Source organism: Mucilaginibacter sp. CAU 1740 (assembly GCF_039839285.1).
Lineage (GTDB): Bacteria > Bacteroidota > Bacteroidia > Sphingobacteriales > Sphingobacteriaceae > Mucilaginibacter.
Window position 1 is genome coordinate 16878 of the sequence record NZ_JBDOQS010000002.1, and the last position, 19708, is coordinate 36585.

The 19708-nt window shown below is 43.5% G+C and carries 15 protein-coding genes; 6 read left to right on the forward strand and 9 right to left on the reverse strand.

The window, feature by feature from the left end:
- Positions 1 to 11: 11 nt before the first annotated feature.
- Positions 12 to 6419, reverse strand: coding sequence for a LamG-like jellyroll fold domain-containing protein (locus AAFN85_RS04510; protein WP_347525772.1), 6408 nt, complete (start codon positions 6417 to 6419; stop codon positions 12 to 14).
- Between the two features lie 486 nt (positions 6420 to 6905).
- Positions 6906 to 8888, reverse strand: a complete 1983-nt coding sequence (locus AAFN85_RS04515) for a M1 family metallopeptidase (RefSeq protein ID WP_347525773.1) — start codon at positions 8886 to 8888, stop codon at positions 6906 to 6908.
- 118 nt (positions 8889 to 9006) lie between these two features.
- Here AAFN85_RS04515 and AAFN85_RS04520 point away from each other — a divergent pair, with 118 nt between their 5' ends.
- The 6 genes from AAFN85_RS04520 (at position 9007) to AAFN85_RS04545 (ending at position 13251) form a co-directional block, all read left to right on the forward strand.
- Positions 9007 to 9684: a hypothetical protein gene (locus tag AAFN85_RS04520; protein ID WP_347525774.1), complete on the forward strand. Its 678-nt coding sequence runs from the start codon at positions 9007 to 9009 to the stop codon at positions 9682 to 9684.
- A 176-nt stretch (positions 9685 to 9860) separates the two neighbouring features.
- Entirely contained in the window at positions 9861 to 10448 is a 588-nt protein-coding gene (locus AAFN85_RS04525; protein WP_347525775.1) for a carboxypeptidase-like regulatory domain-containing protein, read from the forward strand.
- Positions 10449 to 10467: 19 nt separating this feature from the next.
- Positions 10468 to 11220 carry a prolipoprotein diacylglyceryl transferase family protein gene (locus AAFN85_RS04530; protein WP_347525776.1) on the forward strand — a complete coding sequence of 251 codons (753 nt, stop codon included), beginning with the start codon at positions 10468 to 10470 and terminating at the stop codon, positions 11218 to 11220.
- Complete coding sequence (locus tag AAFN85_RS04535; protein WP_347525777.1) at positions 11213 to 12610, forward strand: radical SAM protein; 1398 nt, start codon at positions 11213 to 11215, stop codon at positions 12608 to 12610. Before AAFN85_RS04530 ends, AAFN85_RS04535 begins: the two co-directional genes overlap by 8 nt.
- Positions 12607 to 12897 carry a hypothetical protein gene (locus tag AAFN85_RS04540; protein WP_347525778.1) on the forward strand — a complete coding sequence of 97 codons (291 nt, stop codon included), beginning with the start codon at positions 12607 to 12609 and terminating at the stop codon, positions 12895 to 12897. The genes AAFN85_RS04535 and AAFN85_RS04540 overlap by 4 nt, the downstream gene beginning before the upstream one ends.
- A gap of 30 nt (positions 12898 to 12927) precedes the next feature.
- Positions 12928 to 13251, forward strand: a complete 324-nt coding sequence (locus AAFN85_RS04545) for a hypothetical protein (protein WP_347525779.1) — start codon at positions 12928 to 12930, stop codon at positions 13249 to 13251.
- Here the strand turns inward: AAFN85_RS04545 and AAFN85_RS04550 are convergent, their stop codons facing one another.
- The 7 genes from AAFN85_RS04550 to AAFN85_RS04580 all read right to left on the reverse strand — a co-directional run bounded on the left by AAFN85_RS04550 (position 13252) and on the right by AAFN85_RS04580 (position 19634).
- Positions 13252 to 14181 carry an exopolyphosphatase gene (locus AAFN85_RS04550; RefSeq protein WP_347525780.1) on the reverse strand — a complete coding sequence of 310 codons (930 nt, stop codon included), beginning with the start codon at positions 14179 to 14181 and terminating at the stop codon, positions 13252 to 13254.
- 95 nt (positions 14182 to 14276) lie between these two features.
- The gene (locus tag AAFN85_RS04555) at positions 14277 to 15530 is read right to left on the reverse strand and encodes an ABC transporter permease (protein ID WP_347525781.1); all 1254 of its coding nucleotides are present in this window, start codon (positions 15528 to 15530) and stop codon (positions 14277 to 14279) included.
- Positions 15523 to 16440: an ABC transporter ATP-binding protein gene (locus tag AAFN85_RS04560; RefSeq protein ID WP_347525782.1), complete on the reverse strand. Its 918-nt coding sequence runs from the start codon at positions 16438 to 16440 to the stop codon at positions 15523 to 15525. The genes AAFN85_RS04555 and AAFN85_RS04560 overlap by 8 nt, the downstream gene beginning before the upstream one ends.
- Before the next feature lie 56 nt (positions 16441 to 16496).
- The gene (locus AAFN85_RS04565) at positions 16497 to 17156 is read right to left on the reverse strand and encodes a hypothetical protein (protein ID WP_347525783.1); all 660 of its coding nucleotides are present in this window, start codon (positions 17154 to 17156) and stop codon (positions 16497 to 16499) included.
- A 146-nt stretch (positions 17157 to 17302) separates the two neighbouring features.
- Positions 17303 to 18451 (reverse strand): exo-alpha-sialidase, encoded by a 1149-nt coding sequence (locus tag AAFN85_RS04570; RefSeq protein WP_347525784.1) that lies wholly within the window; start codon positions 18449 to 18451, stop codon positions 17303 to 17305.
- A 68-nt stretch (positions 18452 to 18519) separates the two neighbouring features.
- Positions 18520 to 18987: a hypothetical protein gene (locus AAFN85_RS04575; protein WP_347525785.1), complete on the reverse strand. Its 468-nt coding sequence runs from the start codon at positions 18985 to 18987 to the stop codon at positions 18520 to 18522.
- Positions 18988 to 19019: 32 nt separating this feature from the next.
- On the reverse strand, positions 19020 to 19634 hold the full coding sequence (locus AAFN85_RS04580) for a hypothetical protein (protein WP_347525786.1): 615 nt from the start codon (positions 19632 to 19634) through the stop codon (positions 19020 to 19022).
- Positions 19635 to 19708 lie beyond the last annotated feature (74 nt).

The window sequence follows — 19708 nt, forward strand, 5'->3', positions numbered from 1 at the left end:
CTTATCGTTTGTTACAACTTTACAAATTTAGCTATTCCGAGTAAATTTTTACTCTTATTATCAACAACCTTTATTACGTAGGTTCCGGGTACCAGGCTACTTACGTTATTTTGCCAGTAAAGTTGCGTAATATTTACATTTTTTAATAAGATACCGCTACTGTTAGTTAGCTGGATGTTATAATTTAATGACGAGTTAACCTGTTTGATGCTTACATTGATGCTTTCGCGGGCAGGGTTAGGATAAACCATCACCTGGTTGTTGCTAATGTTGTTATTGGTGTTTGAGTACATTAGTGGCAACTCTTTCGATAAACTGATGTCGCTGTTTACATCGGTTAACTGCAACCTGTATTTATTTAAGCCATTGGCCGGGTTAGTATCTACATAGTTGTAAGTACCCAATCCGCTTGATTTTGATACGCTGATGTTATTCCATGTTTTGCCGTTATCTGTACTGCGCTGAACGGTAAACAAGGTGTAATTAGCCTCGTTTTGAACCTGCCAGGCAGTTTGCGCACCCATGGTTACCTTGGTTGCAGTAAAATCAATAAGGCGAAGGCCTAAAGCCGGGTTTTGGCGTAAAACAAGGCTTAACCTATTGCCACCAAACGAAGCCGCGTTGCCTTTATCAATATTAAAATCATACAGGGTGTTTGCTTTAATATCTACCGAATCTTTTGTAAAGCTGTCTTTAAGCCAGATCTCATAAAGGGCCGGCAGGTTACTTACATCCGATAACTTTAACTGGTACGCACCAGAAGCTGTAGCATCGGCATATAGCGGGATTACCTGGTTCACTTTATGCGGATATGGGCTGCGGTAGATAGTTGCCTTAACACTATCGCTCGACATTGCCGATAAGCTAACCAGCGCTCCGCTTCCGCCCATGTCTTCGGCATCTTTATCTCCGTTAAAAGCAGGGGTGATATCTGGTCTTAAGCCTATTACTATAGCATCGGTGTTGATGGTGTCTTTAATAAGCCTGAACCTCAATAATGATTCAGCCCCATCATTGCTGTTACTTGCAGCCGCGGCAGCAAGTTGCTGTGTTGGCATAGCTGCAAAGGCTGCAAATTTTGATGTAGATGCCAATACAGGCCTGTTAGGCGTACTTAGTATTGCCTGTGTTATTGTGGATGACGGCTGTGTATTTGTTTTTGCCGACTCACGGAAGGTTATCGTTTGTCCTGTAGCGGTGGCCTTGATAAAGAAACCTTGTCCCGAGGCTATTAAATTGCTTGCAAAGCCATCGCTCGAAATACCAGGATTTTGGTTTGATATGGTATCGGCAGAGGCTATGGCTGTACTTTTTTGTTCGTAAGTAGCATATTGCTTAGTGGTAGGGTTCAATATCCAGATTTTTAAAGGGCTGCTCAAGGTTGTGCCCGATTCGTTTGGAAAACCACTGCCATATATTGAAGATGTTGCCTGGCTTGCTTGCCTGTTAAACTTTTCGATGTTAATGGTGCTTGCATAAGGGTTGGCCACCAGGTTATAACCGGTTACACTTTTACCGCCTGTATTACTTGCGGTTGAGTATAAAAGGCTTGTGCTTTGCGTGTACCAGTTTTTTACAGTAATGTTACCTGTATTTAATGTACCGGTAGTGGTGAAAGTTGTACCGGTAGGTGCGTAGCTTGCAACAGTTTCGGTAGCTATACCGGCAACGCTCCTGTCGCCCCTGAAAAAGAAGAGGTACCCATTGCCTGTTGGCAAAGTGAAAGTGCCCGATTCGTTATCAAAAGCGTAGTTTGGTGCGGTTAATATATTGTTAACCCCACGGTAGTTACCACTGCTAAAGGTAACATTGGATACTAAAGTGTTTTCCCTGAAGAAATAAATAGACGGATTATTGGCGTTTGGCGAAACATCAAAACCACCTGCCGCCTTGGTTGTACCGGTTACGTAGGCCGAGTTAATAAGATAGTTAACGCTAAAAATGCCGCTGCCGTTATTTACCGGCGATGTAAGCAGGCGATAACCGCGTTTTGCCGAGCCGCCGGCAATATATCTTTCAACACTTACATTACCAGTAATGCTTAAGCCCGATGGGATAGCTGCTACCGTTGCTGTTTGCGTAGCCACGCTTTTTAAGGTAAGCGTGGTAGGCGAGCTCACCACAAGGCTGCCACTGGTAAGGGTTAGTACGTTGTATACATCAAGCTTACCGGTGGTTAAGGTAACTACACCGCTGGTAGCAGTGTTATTAACTGTCATGTTACCAACATCTGTTGAACCGGCAGTACTGTTGCCTGTAAATGATTGGGCCGTATTTGGAGATGCGCCGTTCCAGGTTATTGCCGATGTGTTGAAGCTTGCACTGGTACCTTTGGTAAGTGTGCCGCTATTAAATATATTACAACCAACACTTAAAACATAGCTACCCAGATCAAGCTTGGCGCCGCTGGCAATATTAAGCGTATAAACGCTTTTGGCGGCGGTTAAAACAGGATATATATTTGATCCGTTGGTTGGTACAATGATGTATTCTGTACCGTTTAACGCCGGTGCAACGCCTGCTATACCGGTTGAGGTATTGGTCCAGTTGTTGGCGGTAGCAACGTTAGTTGTACCTGCAGCACCTGTCCAGGTATAGGTTTGCATGGTTGGTGTTACAATAGCTGTATTTTGGGTACAACCATTGGTAGTAGTTGTTAACGTATAGTTGGTGGTAGTTGCCTTGCTAAAAGTAACCGGGTTACCAGTACCGGTAAGGCTTGTATTGGCATTATCAACCCAGCTGTAGGTTGGACTACCAGGCCAGCTTTGTGCTGTAATAGTTAATGGGTTGTTAGCGCAATACAGGGCCGAGAACTTATACAGGTTCATATCGTTTGATGTGATCTCTGAAGCAGTAAGTTCATGGTTGTAAATGGCGATATCATCAAGTGTACCCACAAAATAATCATTTGATGGGCGGCTTGGCCAGCCTTGAAGGCTATCTCCACCTATGCGCCAAAACTCGTTGATTTGCTGTGGAACAGTATAAGTAGCGGTTGAAGCCCGTAAAGTACCATCAACATAAAGGCACATACCATTGGTTGGGCCTTCGGTAACAATAACGTGGTGCCATAAGCCATCGTTGTAAGATCCTGTGGTGTTGATGGTTACCTGGCCGCTATTGTAAACACCGTAATAAAGCTGCCCTGCATCGTTCATATAAAGGTTACGATCCTGGGTAGCGTTGCTTCCGGTTTGGTTACCACCAATGCCTAACAACTTTCCGCCGGCGGTGGTAGTTTTAAACCAGATGCTGTAGCTGAAAATCAGCGGAATGTATTGCGTAGTAGTTGAAATATACTGAGGGCTTGCATTGGTGCCGCTAAAGCTGTAAGCGCCGTTAGCCAGGCCATTTCTATCTGCAACGGTAACAGGTAAAGTAGTTCCCTGCAAGGTACCGTTATTACCCAATCCCGACCAATCTGTTAAACTACCGCTTTCAAACGGATAGCTCAGCATTGGGCTGTTAATAGATGATGATGCTTTAGGGTTTACTGTAACCGTAACTGCAGTACGCAGGCTGGTTACGCCAAGAATGGTAGATGAAACGTATAACGTAGTAGTACCACCAATAAAAGGCGAATAACTTGTTGCAGTACTGCTTTGTAATGCTGTTGTGGTGGTATTATCTATATACCAGTTATAGGTAGCGCCTACAACCGGGTTTGATACCGTTAAGGTAGCTGTGCCCGCGCCGCAAAGTGTGGTGCCTGCTACAGTTGGCCCCGCGGTGCCAACCACAACCGTTTGAGTAGTGGTGCTTGAGCAAGAACCTTTAGTTACTGTAAGGCTTATTGTTTTTGTACCGGTGGTGGCCCAGGTAACGCTATATCCGGCCTGGGTGCTGCCTGTAGCTGTACCGCCATTAAATGACCATGCATAAGTTGCGGTGGCATCGTAAGTACTGGTAAGTGTTACGGTTGAGGCACCTGTGCCCACTACTACGGGAGTAGTAGCTGTAAAATTACTGCCGGGTACTGTATTAACAGTAGGTGTATAAGTAGCTGTTGATGAACAGCCGCCAGGCCCGCCTGTTACCGTTAATGTGTATGCACCCGCAACCGCGCTTGAAAATACGCCGGGATTACCTGTAACGGTTGATCCGCTTGGCGGTGTCCAGGTGAAGGTAGCACCGGTAATGGTTGGCGCGTAAATGCTAAGCGGGCTTCCGGCGCAAACCGGTGCGTAAGCGCCTATTTGGTTAACATCATTGAGGTTGCTTACAACTGTGCTTGTAAGCTCTGAATTATATACAGCAACATCGTCAATGGTACCATTAAAATACCAGCTGCTTGGCGCGTTTGGCCAAACACCACCTATTTCATCATAGCCTATTTTCCAGTAACCATTTCTTGTTTCTGGAGCGTAGTAAGTTGATGAGCTGGCAACCGATGTATTATCTACATACATTACCATACCAGATGTACTACCAAGGGTTACTACCACGTGGTGCCAGTTGCCATCATTATAAGGGGTGGTTGATGGCGAAGTAATGGTTCTTGCGCCGCCATTGTAAACACCAAAAATCAACTGACCGCTATTGGTCATATACAGGTGACGGTCATACCCTCCCTGTGCCGAAACGTTTTGACCATCGCTAAAGCTCAATAATTTACCACCTGTTGTTGTGGTGGTTTTGAACCATACACTCATAGTGAATGTTGACGGGCCTGCAATTTGTGTTGTTGACGACATCCACTGGCTGGTACCGTTAAAGCTGTAGGCGCTGTTGGTAAAGCCGTACCTATCGGTTGTTGCTGTAGGGCTGTTTTGCGGCACACCATCATTCTGATTTCCGGAAATATCTTTGGTATTGCCGCTAAATGAATACGAAAACGCGGCGTTAGTTAATGGCGAAGTAACTATAGGATTGATAGTTGCCGTTACCGCTGTACGGGCGCTTTCGCTACCACCCGAAGTGTATGTTACATAATAGGTTTTTGTAGTTACAATAGTAGGCGAATAAGTTGCACCTGTTGCAACAGCGGTACCACCGCTTGCAGCGGTGTACCAGCTATAAGTACCACCCGAGGGCGATCCTCCACTTGCAGTTAAAGTAACCTGACCAGCCCCGCAACGTGACACTGCCGAAGCAGTAGGAGCCGCAGGAGGAGCTGCGCCAACAAAGGTGATCACGTTACCATTTGATGGTGTGTTGGTATAGGTTATACCCGAACTGTTACCATTACCTGTTAAAGTATTTACGGTGGTAAATGTTATAGTACCGTAAGGTGTATTGCCATAATTAAGAGGTGATGATTTAACAGTACCCGTATAAAAGTAATATCCCGGTACAGAGTAAGTGCCGTTGGTATTTCCCGAACTGGCAATCAAATCGCCTACGCTATAATTTTGTACAGCGTTTCCGGTGTAAGTTACCGAACCTAAAAGCAGATCGGATGATGTGGAGTAAAAGGAATCGTCAGATCTGTACAGGCTGCCCGAACCGTTAAAATATGCTTCAAAGCCAGCGCCCGAGGTATTCATTACCAATTGATTGATCAAAAAGTTACCCCTCGCGGTAATTTTCATGCCATATACTATCACATTTTCGTTGGGATAATATGCAGGTTGTGTTACGTTGTTGGCAACGCCGTTTACACCTGTGGCGTCAAACTGGAGCACGCGGGTGTACATATCAAAATTATCCCACTGAAAACGACCGGCTGCTGTTGTGGTAGATTCCAGGTATGAGTAATAGTAGGTGCTGTAACCACTGCCTGTATTACTGGTACTTGATGCAACCAGGGTTTTGGCTGTAGTCATGCCGGCAACAAAAACATCCTTATAAATAGCCCAACGGCCGTCTTTAAGACGTTGCACTTTGATCATGTACGTTTGCTGATCATTAGCCATAGGGGCATTGAGCAACTCATTGTAATGGCCTGCAGTTGAGCCTGCATCATACCTGTACCTTAAGCTTAATGAAGTACCAGTATGCGTAATGTATATACCCTGCATGTTATTGGTGGTGTAATTATTGGCAACCAGCCAGTAACGCCAGCTATTATTGCCTGTGGCCATTACATCCGGATCATCAGGGCTTGAGGTGCTGTTTTGTTTGTAGATGAAGTTCCACTCAAAATCGTTTTGTGTAAGATCAACGCTACCCAACGCGCCGCTGCCTACAAAATCCCAGCGGATAGCGCTAACCCCATTGGTAGCAGGTGAAGCAGAGCGTAAACTTACTGATCCGTTAAGCGGCGAAGTAGTTGAAGCATCAATAGTGGTTATTAAACTTGTGCGTGCGGCGTTACCAACGCCTATTGCTCCTAAAGTTGTTATATTACCGGCTGTGGCTGTCTCGAAGTTGTTGTAATAGTATGTAGCATTATCACTCGTTTCCTGGGCAGAAACAGCATTAACCAGGCATAGCAGAAAGCCGGCAAGCAATACACGGAGTAATTGTGTTTTCAAAATCAATAGGTTTTAGGAACATCATTTGCAATAATGATGCTAATTCAATAAAAACGGCATTAAACTACGAAAAATCACGTAATAAGATACTTACGTTAAAACCGAGGGCCCGGATTTGGGGTTTTATTGCGAAAATGAAAACAAAGTGGGGCTTAATTATTAATTATAATTTACCCGATTTGGGGAATAGTTTCCCCTTGGTTTTAATCAATAGCTATTTTCTTAATCTGTAGCGATAGGTAATTAATTAACTCTAAACGAAAAATATTTTCCTATTTATTCCTATTAGGAGTAAGGTTTTTTATCAGGAATGCTGTTGTTAGCTATATTGCTAAATTTTACCTTTTGGGTAACGCTATTGATCGGAGGATAAAATACGGACCATAGTGTTTCGGACTTGGAAGATCAGAGTCGGGAGAAAGCAGAATGCCGGAACTATTTAAGACTTACGAAGTTTTTGAAACTTCGTAAGTCTGGGAATACAAGTTATAATTTCAGCGTATTATTCTTACGGTTCAGATCGGGAAGGGCGGCATCTGGGTCTATCGTTACCGATTCAGCTTCCTGTGTAGTTGGTAGTGTGTAGGTGATCTGTTTGTATTGCAGCCAGGTTTCAACCGGCAGGTAAAAACGCTTTTTGCTGCCATCTTTAAATTTCACTTCAACCGTAAATGGCATCGGCAATTGCTCTTTGTTTACAGCGGTAATGGTAATGCCTTTTGAAGCATCTTTGCCGGCATATTTAACATCTGTTAAGGCGATATCAACTAACCAGTTGTTATAAAACCAACCTTTCCAAAACCATGAAAGATCTTCGCCTGCGCCGTTCTCCATCGATCTGAAAAAATCATCAGGCTGCGGATGTTTGTAGGCCCATTGCTTAATGTAATTTTTAAAGGCATAATCAAACCTGTCTTTCCCTAAAATTTGCTCGCGCAACAATACCAAACCAAAGGCAGGTTTATAATAGGTAAGCGGGTGACGGTATTTTTCGGGGATAGCATCCGGAGCGGTCATGATGCTTGGCGATTGCGGATCAAGCAGCGAGGGGATGATCTCATCGGCAGGGTTACCACCGTCAGGCGCGTATTCACTATCGCGTTTAGGGGCGTATTCACCTTTGTTAAACGCGTCAGAGGCATAGATATCGATAAAGGTATTCAAGCCCTCGTCCATCCAGCCGTAACGGCGCTCGTTTGATCCTACGATCATCGGGAACCAGTTGTGGCCAATTTCGTGAGCTGTTACCCAGTAAAGTACGCTGCCTTTATCGGTAATACCATCGAAAACAATACCCGGATATTCCATACCACCGGCAATACCGGCCTCGTTGATAGCAACCGGGTAGGGGTACACAAACCATTTTTCCGAAAAATATTCTATCGATTTTTTCAGGTATTCAGTCGCTCTTCCCCAGGCATCGTTGCCGTAGCTTTCGGCAGGGTAAACGCTCATGGCCATTGATTTTTTTCCTTCGGGAAGATTAACCCTCGCAGCATCCCAGATATAGGCTTTCGATGCGCCAAAGGCTACATCGCGGGTGTTGAGCATTTTAAAATGCCAGGTAAGCGTACCCTTATTAACCGGGCGACTGGCAGGATCATTAACCTCGGCCAGATCACGGATCATGATGGTTTTATCGCTGTTGCGGGCCTGCTCCAAACGGGTTATCTGTTTGGCAGTCAATACCTCTTTAGGATTCAATAACTCGCCCGAGCCGGCTACGATCATATCCCATGGCACGTTAACCGAATAATCGATATCGCCATAATCTAAATAAAATTCGCCGCTGCCTAAAAATGGAAGCGTATCCCAACCGTGGCTATCGTCATAAACGCACATGCGCGGAAACCATTGGGCTATTTCGTAGATCTTGCCGTTTTTGGTATCGCAGTAGTCGGTGCGGTTGCCAAAGTTGCCGGGGATGGTATAGTGATATTTGATACGCAATTTAATAGCACCTTTTTGCAGCGGGTGCTCCAAACGTACCTGCATGCGGGCATCGGTAATTACAAATGGCACGGCTTTAACCGCGGTGCCATAATCTATGGATACCGATTCGATCTGGTAGCCATCGGTATGCTGATTTTGGCCCGGTGTACGATCAGTAAAAAAGTTGGAGCGGGCATCTTTTTTATAGGTGTTTTGATCCAACTGTAACCAAAGGTAAGGCAGTGCATCGGGGCTATTGTTGGTATAGTTGATAACTGCTGTACCGCTGATGGTTTTGTTTGTTGTATCTAACTTAACATTCAGCGTATAGTCGGCGCGGTTTTGCCAGTATTTTGGTCCGGGGGCACCGTTGGGCGAATGGTAATCATTGCCCTTTTCGGTATAAAACATGGGCCTGAAAGCTTCGGCCGGGTTATAGTTTGATGAGGTATCGTTCGGGTTGAGTTTCCGTTTTTGCGCGACCGCGCTGAGCGTTAAAACCGACAGTAAACCAATGCCGATATATTTTAATTTCATGCTGTGTAATTAAGCAGGCAATATACAAAGGATGGCTGGAAAAACGGTTTACCAAAAAAGTTAAAATAATTTATGGAATAGTTTAAAGGCTTGCATCCTGTAGTAAAACCAACAAAAAATGCAGCCTATTCAAAGTATAACAATCCCCGAACCTTGCCACCAGCAATGGCAGCAGATGACAGCTGAAAGCAACGGCCGCTATTGCGATCATTGCTGCAAAACAGTGGTTGATTTTAGTGTGATGAGTAACGAAGAGATCATCACGCACCTATCGGCTAATCATAATGTTTGCGGAAGGTTTGAAAAGCAACAATTAGCGACCTTGCAGAACAATACTCCGGACAAAAATACTTGGCGATATTTTAGAAGGGCCATGTTGGTAGCCGCATCTGTGATAGGTTTTGCGCCCATAGTTGGTGCAAAGGCAAACGCCGCTTTGTTGTCGCCTATCGATTCGTTGCATAAAAAACAAAGCGCAAAGCAGGCGGCAACAATGAATGTTCGGGCATTAAAACGCAAGGTTGTGGTTAATAAAAGCCTTAAATTCAATATCAAAGTATCTGCAAACGGTATAACTAAAGTAAACAGATATCTATGCCTGCCTTATGATGAAGGTGTAGTGGGAAAGGTCGCCTATGTTCCTCCAGGCCTCAATCGGGTGAAAAACTTCCAGATCATTCGTAGTGCTGATACCGTTTCGCATGTTTTAGGCGGCATATCAGTTAAAGGAATGCTCATTAAGCAAGAGGAAAAAGAAGTAGACCGGGAATTGCTTTATGAATTAGGCATAAGGTAATATCTATATCCAAACAGTGTTGCGATAATTTATTATCTTTAAAATGGAAGTATAAAATGGCAATTAAACACATCAGCATACCTAAACCTTGCCATGAGCAATGGCAGCAGATGGCCCCGCTTGATGGTGGCCGCTATTGCAACCACTGTTGCAAAACAGTTATCGATTTTACGGAAATGAGCAACAAAGAAATTGTTGCCTATCTGGCTTCAAGCGGAGATATATGTGGTCGCTTGGATTTAGCACAGCTAAACGCCATCAATAGCAAGTCGGCAAATAAATATAAATTACACTTAAAAGCATATTTGGCGGTGGCGTCATTATTGTTTTCAACGCAGGCTGTCAGGTCTGAAAAAAAGCATCAAACCCTGCATCAACAGTTTACCCGTCCGGTAAGCGACGGTATAGTATTGCAGCAGGATACATCAGGGCAATATGTTGTTAAGGGAATAGTTAAAGATAAATATTCAGTTGTGCCAGGTGCCGGTATTACGGTAAAGGGAAAATCAATAGGTGCTGTTTCAGATATTGAAGGCAGATTTAAACTTACCGAAATTTCTCTAAATGATACGCTCCGGATATCTTTCATCGGTTATGGCACTCAGGAAATCAGGGTTGCCGATATTGCTAACCGGGAGCAGTTTGAGATACTTATGGCAGAAGACCTTACAATGGGGCACTTGGAAAATGTTTTTGTGGGAGGTATTACAGTACGCTACTCTTTTGTTCACCGCCTATGGCATAAAATAAAAAACTTATTTTAGTGCTTTATAAAAGCCAAACTTGCACTTCCCTGTAAATATCCCTTTAGGCCGGTCGTCAATACCGGTTCATTTTGTTTGCGAAACGCTATCGTACTTTTTGGGCTACCGGTATTACACTTACCTGCGCCGTAACACGCACGATCTGATCAGCAGTGAAGATCGCCTCATTATTTTCATCGGCGCGGCGGCAGGGGCCTTTTTAGGTTCGCACATGGTGGGGATCTTCGAAAATCCGCCGCAGTTGTTTTCACATTTCAACCTGTTTTATTTTATGGGGAATAAAACCATTGTAGGCGGCATGCTTGGTGGGTTGATTGGGGTTGAGCTTACCAAAAAGCAACTGGGCGTAACCGTTTCATCGGGCGATATGATGGTTTATCCCTTAATATTAGCCATGGTTGTTGGCCGTACAGGTTGTTTTTTAGCCGGCCTGGAAGATGGTACCTATGGTATAGCCTCAAATTTGCCCTGGGCAATCAACTTTGGCGACGGCATCCGCAGGCACCCTACTAACTTGTACGAGATTATTTTTTGGCTGATGCTTTGGTTGGCGCTGAAACTCATCGAACAAAAGCGGCATTTTGCCAACGGTGCAAGGTTTAAAATATTTATGGTGAGTTACCTTGTTTTTAGGCTGTTGGTAGAGTTTATTAAGCCCGATTATTTTTTTAGTTTCGGTTTGTCGGTAATTCAGCTGGTTTGTATCGGCGGTATTTTGTATTATTATAAAGTATTTTTAAACCATAAAAACCTCTTTACAGATCATGCCTGAACGCCCGTATATATATTATGATTTTACTTTAAGCATTTGTTCAACCTGTTTGCGCCGGGTGGATGCCAAAATTGTTTTTGAAGATGATAAGGTGTACATGCACAAAAACTGCCGCCAACACGGTTTTGAAAAAGTGCTTATCGCCACCGATATTGAATATTATAAAAATTGCCGCAACTACGCGAAGCGCAGCGAAATGCCACTAAAGTTCAATGCCAAAACACACTACGGCTGCCCTTACGATTGTGGCCTGTGCCAGGATCATGAACAGCATTCATGTCTGACAGTAGTTGAAGTAACCGACCGTTGTAACCTGAGCTGCCCCACATGCTACGCCATGTCGTCGCCAACTTATGGCCGTCACCGCACCCTTGCCGAAATTAAGCAGATGCTGGATGTCGTTGTAGCTAATGAAGGAGAGCCAGATGTTATACAGATAAGCGGGGGAGAGCCTACCGTGCACCCGCAGTTTTTCGAGATATTGGATATTGCCAAAACAAAACCCATCAAACACTTGATGGTGAATACCAATGGCATCCGGATAGCCAAAGATGAGGCATTTGTAAAACGCCTGGCCACCTACATGCCCGATTTTGAGATTTACCTGCAGTTTGACTCGTTTAAAAAAGAAGCGCTTGAACAATTAAGGGGTGAGGACCTGCGGGAGGTGCGCCTGAAAGCCATCGAAAATCTTAATAAATACAATCTATCAACCACTTTGGTGGTAACCTTACAAAAAGGCCTCAATACCGACGAGATAGGTAAAATTATTGAATATGCCCTCCAGCAGCCGTGCGTGCGTGGCGTAACGCTGCAGCCCACACAAGAGGCCGGTAGGTTGGATCATTTTAACAGCCAGACCGATAGGTACACCATGACGGAGGTGCGCAACGCCATACTCGAGCAAACTAAGATATTTAATAAAAACGACCTGATCCCGGTGCCTTGCAATCCCGATGCGCTGGTGATGGGGTATGCCCTCAAAATAGCAGGTGAGGTGATCCCCCTTACCCGGATGATCAACCCGGACGATTTGCTGGATAACTCGAAAAACACCATTGTTTATGAGAACGACGAGCGTTTGAAAGGGCATTTGCTCAATATGTTTAGCACAGGTAATTCGGTTGATAAGGCTAAAGAGCACCTGCATTCGTTGCTATGTTGTCTGCCCGAAATAGATGCGCCTAACCTGGGTTATGATAACCTGTTCAGGGTAATTATTATGCAGTTTATTGATGCCCATAACTTTGATGTGCGGGCCATCAAAAAATCGTGCGTGCATATCGTAAATAAAGATTTGCAGATCATCCCGTTTGAAACCATGAACCTGTTTTACCGCGACGATAAACGCGAATACCTGGAGCAATTAAGGGAGGAGATGGCGATATGAGCAGCGAAACAAACACCGGCCGGATACAGCCTGATGAAGAACGCAGAAAAAACAATAACAACCTGAAAATATTAGGGTTCAATTTACTGGCGCTCGTAATTTACACAGTGTTATGCAAGTTGGCCAACAATATCTCCACCTTGGTTATTGAGGCCTTTCTGGTTGGTTTGCAAGTGCTGGTTTGCCTCATTGTAGCTGCCGCGCAGCGAGATTTGGTTTGGTTATTAAGTGCTTTTATGGTATTGGCCATTGGCTTTTCTACCTGTATTTACGGTGGAGTATTTTAGGTAGATAGTTAATGAACTAATTTGAACAATATGGACGAAACAAACATACCTCCTCATCAAGATGGTAACCCCGATCCCGGGCGTTTTCTATTGGATCATAAGCCGAAGAAACCTTCTTCAATGAAGATAGTTGGGATAAATATGGCGGTGTTTGCGGCTTACACCATTTTATGCGAACTGGGCGCAAAAGATGGCGCGGCTATATTAGATATGTTTTTGATCGGCATTCATGTGTTGGTTGGTATAGTGCTGGCAATTGTTAACCGCAGCTGGGCGTGGTTGCTGAGCGCACTGATAGTTTTGGTTATCGGTTTTTCAACCTGTGTGGGAATGGTGAACTTTAACGGACATTAATTATTCGCCCAACATCCCCGCCAAAACACCTTCTTTTAATGAATTGGTGCACATGCTCACTTTATGAATTTCCAACGCATGCATAATAAAACGGGTTATAAGCGATGCAGACACGATCATATCAACCCTAACAGGGATAATACCCGGGTTGGTAGCGCGTTGTTGGTGGTTGGAGAGGATGATGGTATTAGTGAGTGTTAATAGTTCATCTTCATTAAAATCATAACGCTGAATGGTTTTCAGATCAAGCGGTTTTCCTTTTCCGGATGCGATCAACCCGGCAAAGGTTTCGAACGCGCCAGACGAACCTATCAGCGTATCTATTTCAATATCCGCGGTAGCGATAAACAGATCGTTCAGGGTATCTTCGAGGTATAAATTCAGCGCTTCGATAGATGCGGGGGGGATAGGGTCTGTACGATGAAACTGGTCCAACAAACGGGCAGCGCCAATTTCAAAGCTTTGCTTCCAGATTATTTTATCGGCATTGCCCAAAATAAACTCCACGCTGCCTCCGCCAATATCCATAACCAACGATGTTTTTGCCGAAAGACAGCCGCTAAGTTTTACACCCTGGTAAATAAAACCGGCTTCCTGCTCGCCATTAATAATTTCAATAGCTATACTGGTCTGATCCTGTACCGCCTTAACAAAATCATTCCCGTTAGATGCATTGCGCAGCGCCGAGGTGGCAATAGCCCGAACATGAGTGGCATTGTTGGCACTTATTAACTCCTGGAAATGCTTCATGGTATCAACACCGCGTTGAAAGGCTTCGGGGATAATGTAACCTTTGTTTATACCGCCTTCGCCAAGTTTAACTGCTTGGGTAATGTGCACTATTTCGTGGTAATTATGGCCTTCGCCCTCGGCAATCAATAAATGGAAGGTGTTTGTACCTAAGTCCATTACTGCAACGCGTTTACTCATGGGGCTAAAATAAATAATCCCCGAAAATGTTTAACCATCGCCGGGGATTTTGTTCTTTAAATCCGAAATCGAAATTCCGATATCCGAAATCAAAACTACTCTTTATAAAAAAACCATTTTGCCATTTCTTTAAAGCTTGCTTTTTTGCCATACATCAGCACGCCAACCCTGTAGATCCGCGCGGCGATATACGTAGTAAATAAAAACGCGATCACCATCAGGCACATGGATACGGCTATTTGCCATACCGGCGGCTCAAACGGGATCCTTACCATCATGGCTACGGGGGCAGTGAATGGGATCATGGATAACCATACGGCCAATGGACTATCAGGAGCGCGGAAAAGTACCGACACTGCTAAAATGTAAGTAAACAACAGAGGCAACGTTATCGGGAACATAAACTGCTGCGTTTCGGTTTCGCTATCAACAGCCGACCCTACTGCCGCAAACAACGCCGCGTATAACAGGTATCCGCTTAAAAAATAAAACAGGAAACAACCTAAAATAAAACCAAATGGAATCGTCTGTATCACCTGGAGGGCACTAAACAGTCCACTGCCTGGCGTATTGAATGAATGCCCGGCAATTTTAGTAGATATAGCAGATAAAATAATCCAGGCGCTAAACTGCGTTAAGCCAACTAAACCAACGCCGATAATTTTGCCCAACATTAATTGAAATGGTTTCACTGATGATATTACCACCTCGATAATGCGGTTTGTTTTCTCTTCAATAACGCCGCGCATAACCTGTCCGCCGTAAATAAACAGGGATAGATAAATGAATATAGCGCAAGCGATGCCTATTAAAATATTGGGGCCGATGTTGGCATTTTTATCACCCTTATCGGATATTTCAACCGCGTTTAACGATATGTTGGTTTTTTTGATGGAAGCCAGCAATGCCGGATCAATATTGTGCTTAAGCAGGTTATCGGCAAAAGCTATCTCGTTCATCTGCTTTTCAATACCATCGGCAAGTGGGAGGGATGCCTTCTTTTTAGAAAAGATCTGTACCGAATCTTTCTGAAGATAATTAGCCGGAATATATAATATAGAAATACCCTCGCTGTTTTTCAGGATCTCTTTAGATGATTTAAGATCGGTTAGCGCGTAATTGAATTTGATATTCTTATCGTCGTGGAATTTATGCACAAAAACACCGCTTTTATCAATTACGTTAACGGTTTGTAGTGACGAGATCTTGTCGCTGTCCTCGGCAACTAATTTGATCACAAAGCCCATAACCAATATCAGCAACGGCACCACAAATATCATTACGATGAACGATTTTTTGCGCACACGGGTTAGGTATTCGCGCTGTATAATGAGTAGTACTTTATTCATGGCCGGTGGAGTTTAGGTTTACTTTTTCGATGAAGATCTCGTGCATGCTCGGGATAACCTCCTGCAGCATATTTACCCGAGCCTTCGGGATAAGGTATTGCAAAACATCGTTGGAGTTATGCCCTTCGGTGAGTTTTATTTTAATGGTGTGGCTGTCATCGCTGGTGGTTTGGTTCACTACCTCGAAAGGCTGGTTGCCATCAAAATTAATTTGCTCACCAGCGTACTCTACAAAGTAGGTTTCGTTTCGATACGAGTTGCGGATATTTTTAACCTTACCATCCAGTATTTTGTGCGATTTATTGATGAGGGCGATGGCATCGCAAAGCTCCTCGACAGATTCCATACGGTGGGTGGAGAACAGGATGGTAGCGCCTTTTTCATTCAGCTCCAGGATCTCATCTTTAATTAATTCGGCATTTACCGGGTCGAAACCGCTGAAAGGTTCATCGAGGATGATCAAATCCGGTTCGTGCATTACTGTAGCCACAAACTGGGCCTTTTGCTGCATGCCTTTTGATAGTTCTTCGATCTTTTTTTTCCACCAGGTTTCCATCCCCAGCTTCTCGAACCAAAATTTAAGGCGTTTTTGCGCTTCGGCACGGCTTAGGCCTTTTAGGCGGGCCAGGTAGATCATCTGCTCGCCGATCTCCATTTTTTTGTACAATCCACGTTCTTCGGGAAGGTAACCGATACGTTCTATGTGCGATTGGTTTAGTTTTTCGCCGTTAAAATAAACTTCGCCCGAGTCTGGCGCGGTTATCTGGTTAACAATACGGATAAGTGAAGTTTTACCGGCCCCATTAGGGCCAAGCAGACCGAAAATTTGCCCGCTTTCAACTTCCAAACTTACATCGCTTAAAGCCCGGTGACCGGCGTATTGTTTAACAATGTTGCGGATGCTTAGCATTTATTAAGGTTTATGTAGCTGTATTTTGCTTATTAGATAAAGCTAAGCAAAAAATGTTACACGCCCGGTTTGTCGTATGGCGGCCATTCGGGTTTCTCCATCTCGTAAAATGGTTTTTGCAATGGCTGATTACTGATAATGTTTAACGCGGTTATAGCTACATACAACTCCGCCGCCGGAACCACCACGTACGCGAAACCCATATATTGATAATAGGTAATAAAGTCATTTGTGTTGATATAAGATAGTAGCATAGGTGCCACCATATAAAATACCATGATAAACAGCTCGCTAAATGCGAAAACACGCAGCGGCAAGCGGTATTCGGTTTCGCTGAGTGTAAATACGGCCACGACAAGTAATATCACGGTCAGTAAATTGATAACACCAATTATTTGGTAGTAAGCCATTATTTTTTCGGCCCCAATACCTAACACACCGATGCCAATATTAATTATGTGCTGCAGCACGCTATAAGCTAAGTAGATAATGAAAATGTTAACTACAAAAGCCTTTTCGCGGGTGTGTTTTAAAATACTAATTACAAAAATGATGAACCAGGCAAAGCATACTACCGGAATAAATGATATCGCATACCTGAAAGCAGCAGGAATTAATAACGACATATGTTGCGTAAAATGGATTACGAAAACAGATATAGTGCTTATAACGGCTGTTGCGATGGTTAAAAAGGCGGTATCGCGGGTTGGTTTCATGAGCAGGGTAGGTTTAATTTTAAAGTAAAAGGTATCCAATAATTAGCCATGCCGATTTAAACATGGTTGTTTAATGAAATAAAAAAACGGTGCTATTGTTTTAATTCAATAGCGTCGTTTTTAATTTTTCAATATCTACAGATCTTCTACTTTAATTGCTTTAAACTAAACCGTAACGTTTCGATAGCTTCTTTTTGGCGGGATATGATCACATACATATAGCCATCATAAATAATGGTATGCGGATAGCCGTATTGTCCGCCTTTCCAAAGTCCTTCTTTTTTAAGGTGATAAAGCTCGTTGGCGATGATGTAATTTTGATCGAACGATTTGCCGTCTTTCGAGAGTGATAACACCAACGGGTTACGATCATAATGGTTCAATGTATCCGGGATGCCTACATAATAAAAGCGCTTATCAGGCAACCGACCGAAGTGAAACTTACTGTCATTGTCAGAAAAAGGCGCTTGCAAAGGTCGCGACCAGCTTTGGCCGTTGTCCTTACTTTCGGTAAGCCATAAACGGCCTTTCCAGCCTTTGCCGGTTACCCGTAACAGCATGTGTAGCTCATTATCATCTGTTTGAAAAAACGATCCCTCGCAAAGCGGCGGCAAGCCCGATTTTGCAGCCGGGGAGTAAAACATGGCCGGGTTATCCTGTTTATAAAGCGAATCGGGATAAAAGCTGCTTAGTTTCCAGCCAGATAGTCCGTGCGGATCATCAGTGTATGGAAAAGTAAAGTTCCCGCTGATGATGAGGCGGCCGCTGTTGGTAACTTCTGGTCCGTGATTGGGTACAACGGGCAGGTGCATATCCAGTGGTTCGCTCCAGTGTTCGCCATCGGTGCTGGTTTTGGCCCATAGGTGGGTGTTATTGCGGTGCTTATCATAGTCGCCATAATAGGCTACTAATGTTCCTTTATATTGATATAGGCCTGCGGCGGTGAGCACGGTTAGGGTATCGTTGATCTTCCCCGGTTCCGCAAGGGCTTTTACCGGCGACCATTGCTTAAAATCTTTCGAAGTAGCATAAACCACCCTTTGCCCCGGCGAATCTTCATCTTTAATACCGTTGCTCCAGATGGCCACAAACCTATCCTTAAAATGAATAATGGATGCGTGGTGATTGTAAAGCCAATCCTGATCGGGCGTGTAGATCATGCTCCGCTCGATGTTGAGTTTGGGTACACCAGCTTCAGTTTGATAATTATTGCTGATGGAAGCGGTTTGGGCACTTGTATAGGCTCCGCCAAAAAGTAAAGAAAGCAGGGGGAGGGATTTGAATTTTAGAGGCATATGCCTAATTAACGGAAAATATCCGGGTGGAGAAAGTTAAAGTGGGCAGAATATCTGATTATTGAATACTAAGTGGTTTTGTTTTTTGCTTCGTATTGACCCAATAATTCATTTAATAATGTCATCTCATCCTCGGTTAGTAACCCTTCTTGCCGGTAAGGCACAAATACGTCTGTTATAAAATCGTATTCAATATCATTTTTTATCCTTTTCCTTTTCAGAATTTTAGATAGTTTATTCTCTCTTTTAAAGGGAAGGTTATGTTTAACTACCTCTTGCCAAAAATATTCGACTGTTTTTCCTGAGCTTTCCTGAAAGTAAGTGAAAGTATCATTAATGAGATAAGCTAAGCTCTTTTTATTTTTAAAAGCAGGCTTTGGGTTCAAAGCCGTTTCTTTCCAATCAAAATATACTTTGATAACATGCTGGATATTACTCTCACTCCAATCTTTTGGAGGATAGGTTTTAAATGCTTCTGTCACAATATCAATGGCTTTTGCTAATTGTTCGGCTTGGGTTTCGTATGGTGTTTTCAAGTAGTTATTAGTCTGTTATTATATTATCCAGTCTACAAGCTAATTTCTTCTTCATTATTTGAAGATAACGACGATGCCTGATCAGCCTCAACGCTTTTAAGATATTTTTTTATCCCGAAAAACATGTATAGCATAGCTAACGGTAAAAGTATTTCGGCTGGAATGGAGGCAGCAAAAACTGTTTTGCCATAGTAGCTGATCATGACTAAAAGACCTACTAATTTGAGAAAGGCTATCAACAGAAAAACAAACCCATAAACGCAGAAAGGCCTAACCAATTGCCGGGTTTTTAAATTAAACGCCTGGATGATCAATACATTGATCATGGTAACACTTAAAGCACCCAAAACAACGTAAACTACATATTGAACAGGACTGGGTTTACTCAGGAAATAATAAAACACCAATGCTATGTCGAAGAAGATATAAAAGGTGTAAATAGATACCGTGAGCTTTTTTTCGTTGAGATGTTTCAATACAATGACCGCGTAGATAATTGGCAAAATATAGGTTACTTCAATAGCTGCAATCAAAGGTTTGGGCGGGATAGCGTTGCCAAGCCTGATTATAATAGATGCTAATATCAGAATAGCATAAACGATGGTAACAATAATGGGGAGAAGAACAGATTTGGAGTTTACTTTCATACTGAAAAGCCACTTGCGATAAAGTTTTGTTGATCTAAAATAACAAAAAAGCCCGAAGTTAAAACTCCGGGCCT

What these genes read in the sequence shown, in the direction of transcription:
- AAFN85_RS04560 (WP_347525782.1), bottom strand. Translation starts at nt 16,440, where the DNA reads ATGCTAAGCATCCGCAACATTGTTAAACAATACGCCGGTCACCGGGCT.
- AAFN85_RS04515 (WP_347525773.1), bottom strand. Translation starts at nt 8,888, where the DNA reads ATGAAATTAAAATATATCGGCATTGGTTTACTGTCGGTTTTAACGCTC.
- AAFN85_RS04570 (WP_347525784.1), bottom strand. Translation starts at nt 18,451, where the DNA reads ATGCCTCTAAAATTCAAATCCCTCCCCCTGCTTTCTTTACTTTTTGGC.
- AAFN85_RS04565 (WP_347525783.1), bottom strand. Translation starts at nt 17,156, where the DNA reads ATGAAACCAACCCGCGATACCGCCTTTTTAACCATCGCAACAGCCGTT.
- AAFN85_RS04555 (WP_347525781.1), bottom strand. Translation starts at nt 15,530, where the DNA reads ATGAATAAAGTACTACTCATTATACAGCGCGAATACCTAACCCGTGTG.
- AAFN85_RS04540 (WP_347525778.1), top strand. Translation starts at nt 12,607, where the DNA reads ATGAGCAGCGAAACAAACACCGGCCGGATACAGCCTGATGAAGAACGC.
- AAFN85_RS04580 (WP_347525786.1), bottom strand. Translation starts at nt 19,634, where the DNA reads ATGAAAGTAAACTCCAAATCTGTTCTTCTCCCCATTATTGTTACCATC.
- AAFN85_RS04520 (WP_347525774.1), top strand. Translation starts at nt 9,007, where the DNA reads ATGCAGCCTATTCAAAGTATAACAATCCCCGAACCTTGCCACCAGCAA.
- AAFN85_RS04525 (WP_347525775.1), top strand. Translation starts at nt 9,861, where the DNA reads ATGAGCAACAAAGAAATTGTTGCCTATCTGGCTTCAAGCGGAGATATA.
- AAFN85_RS04545 (WP_347525779.1), top strand. Translation starts at nt 12,928, where the DNA reads ATGGACGAAACAAACATACCTCCTCATCAAGATGGTAACCCCGATCCC.
- AAFN85_RS04535 (WP_347525777.1), top strand. Translation starts at nt 11,213, where the DNA reads ATGCCTGAACGCCCGTATATATATTATGATTTTACTTTAAGCATTTGT.
- AAFN85_RS04550 (WP_347525780.1), bottom strand. Translation starts at nt 14,181, where the DNA reads ATGAGTAAACGCGTTGCAGTAATGGACTTAGGTACAAACACCTTCCAT.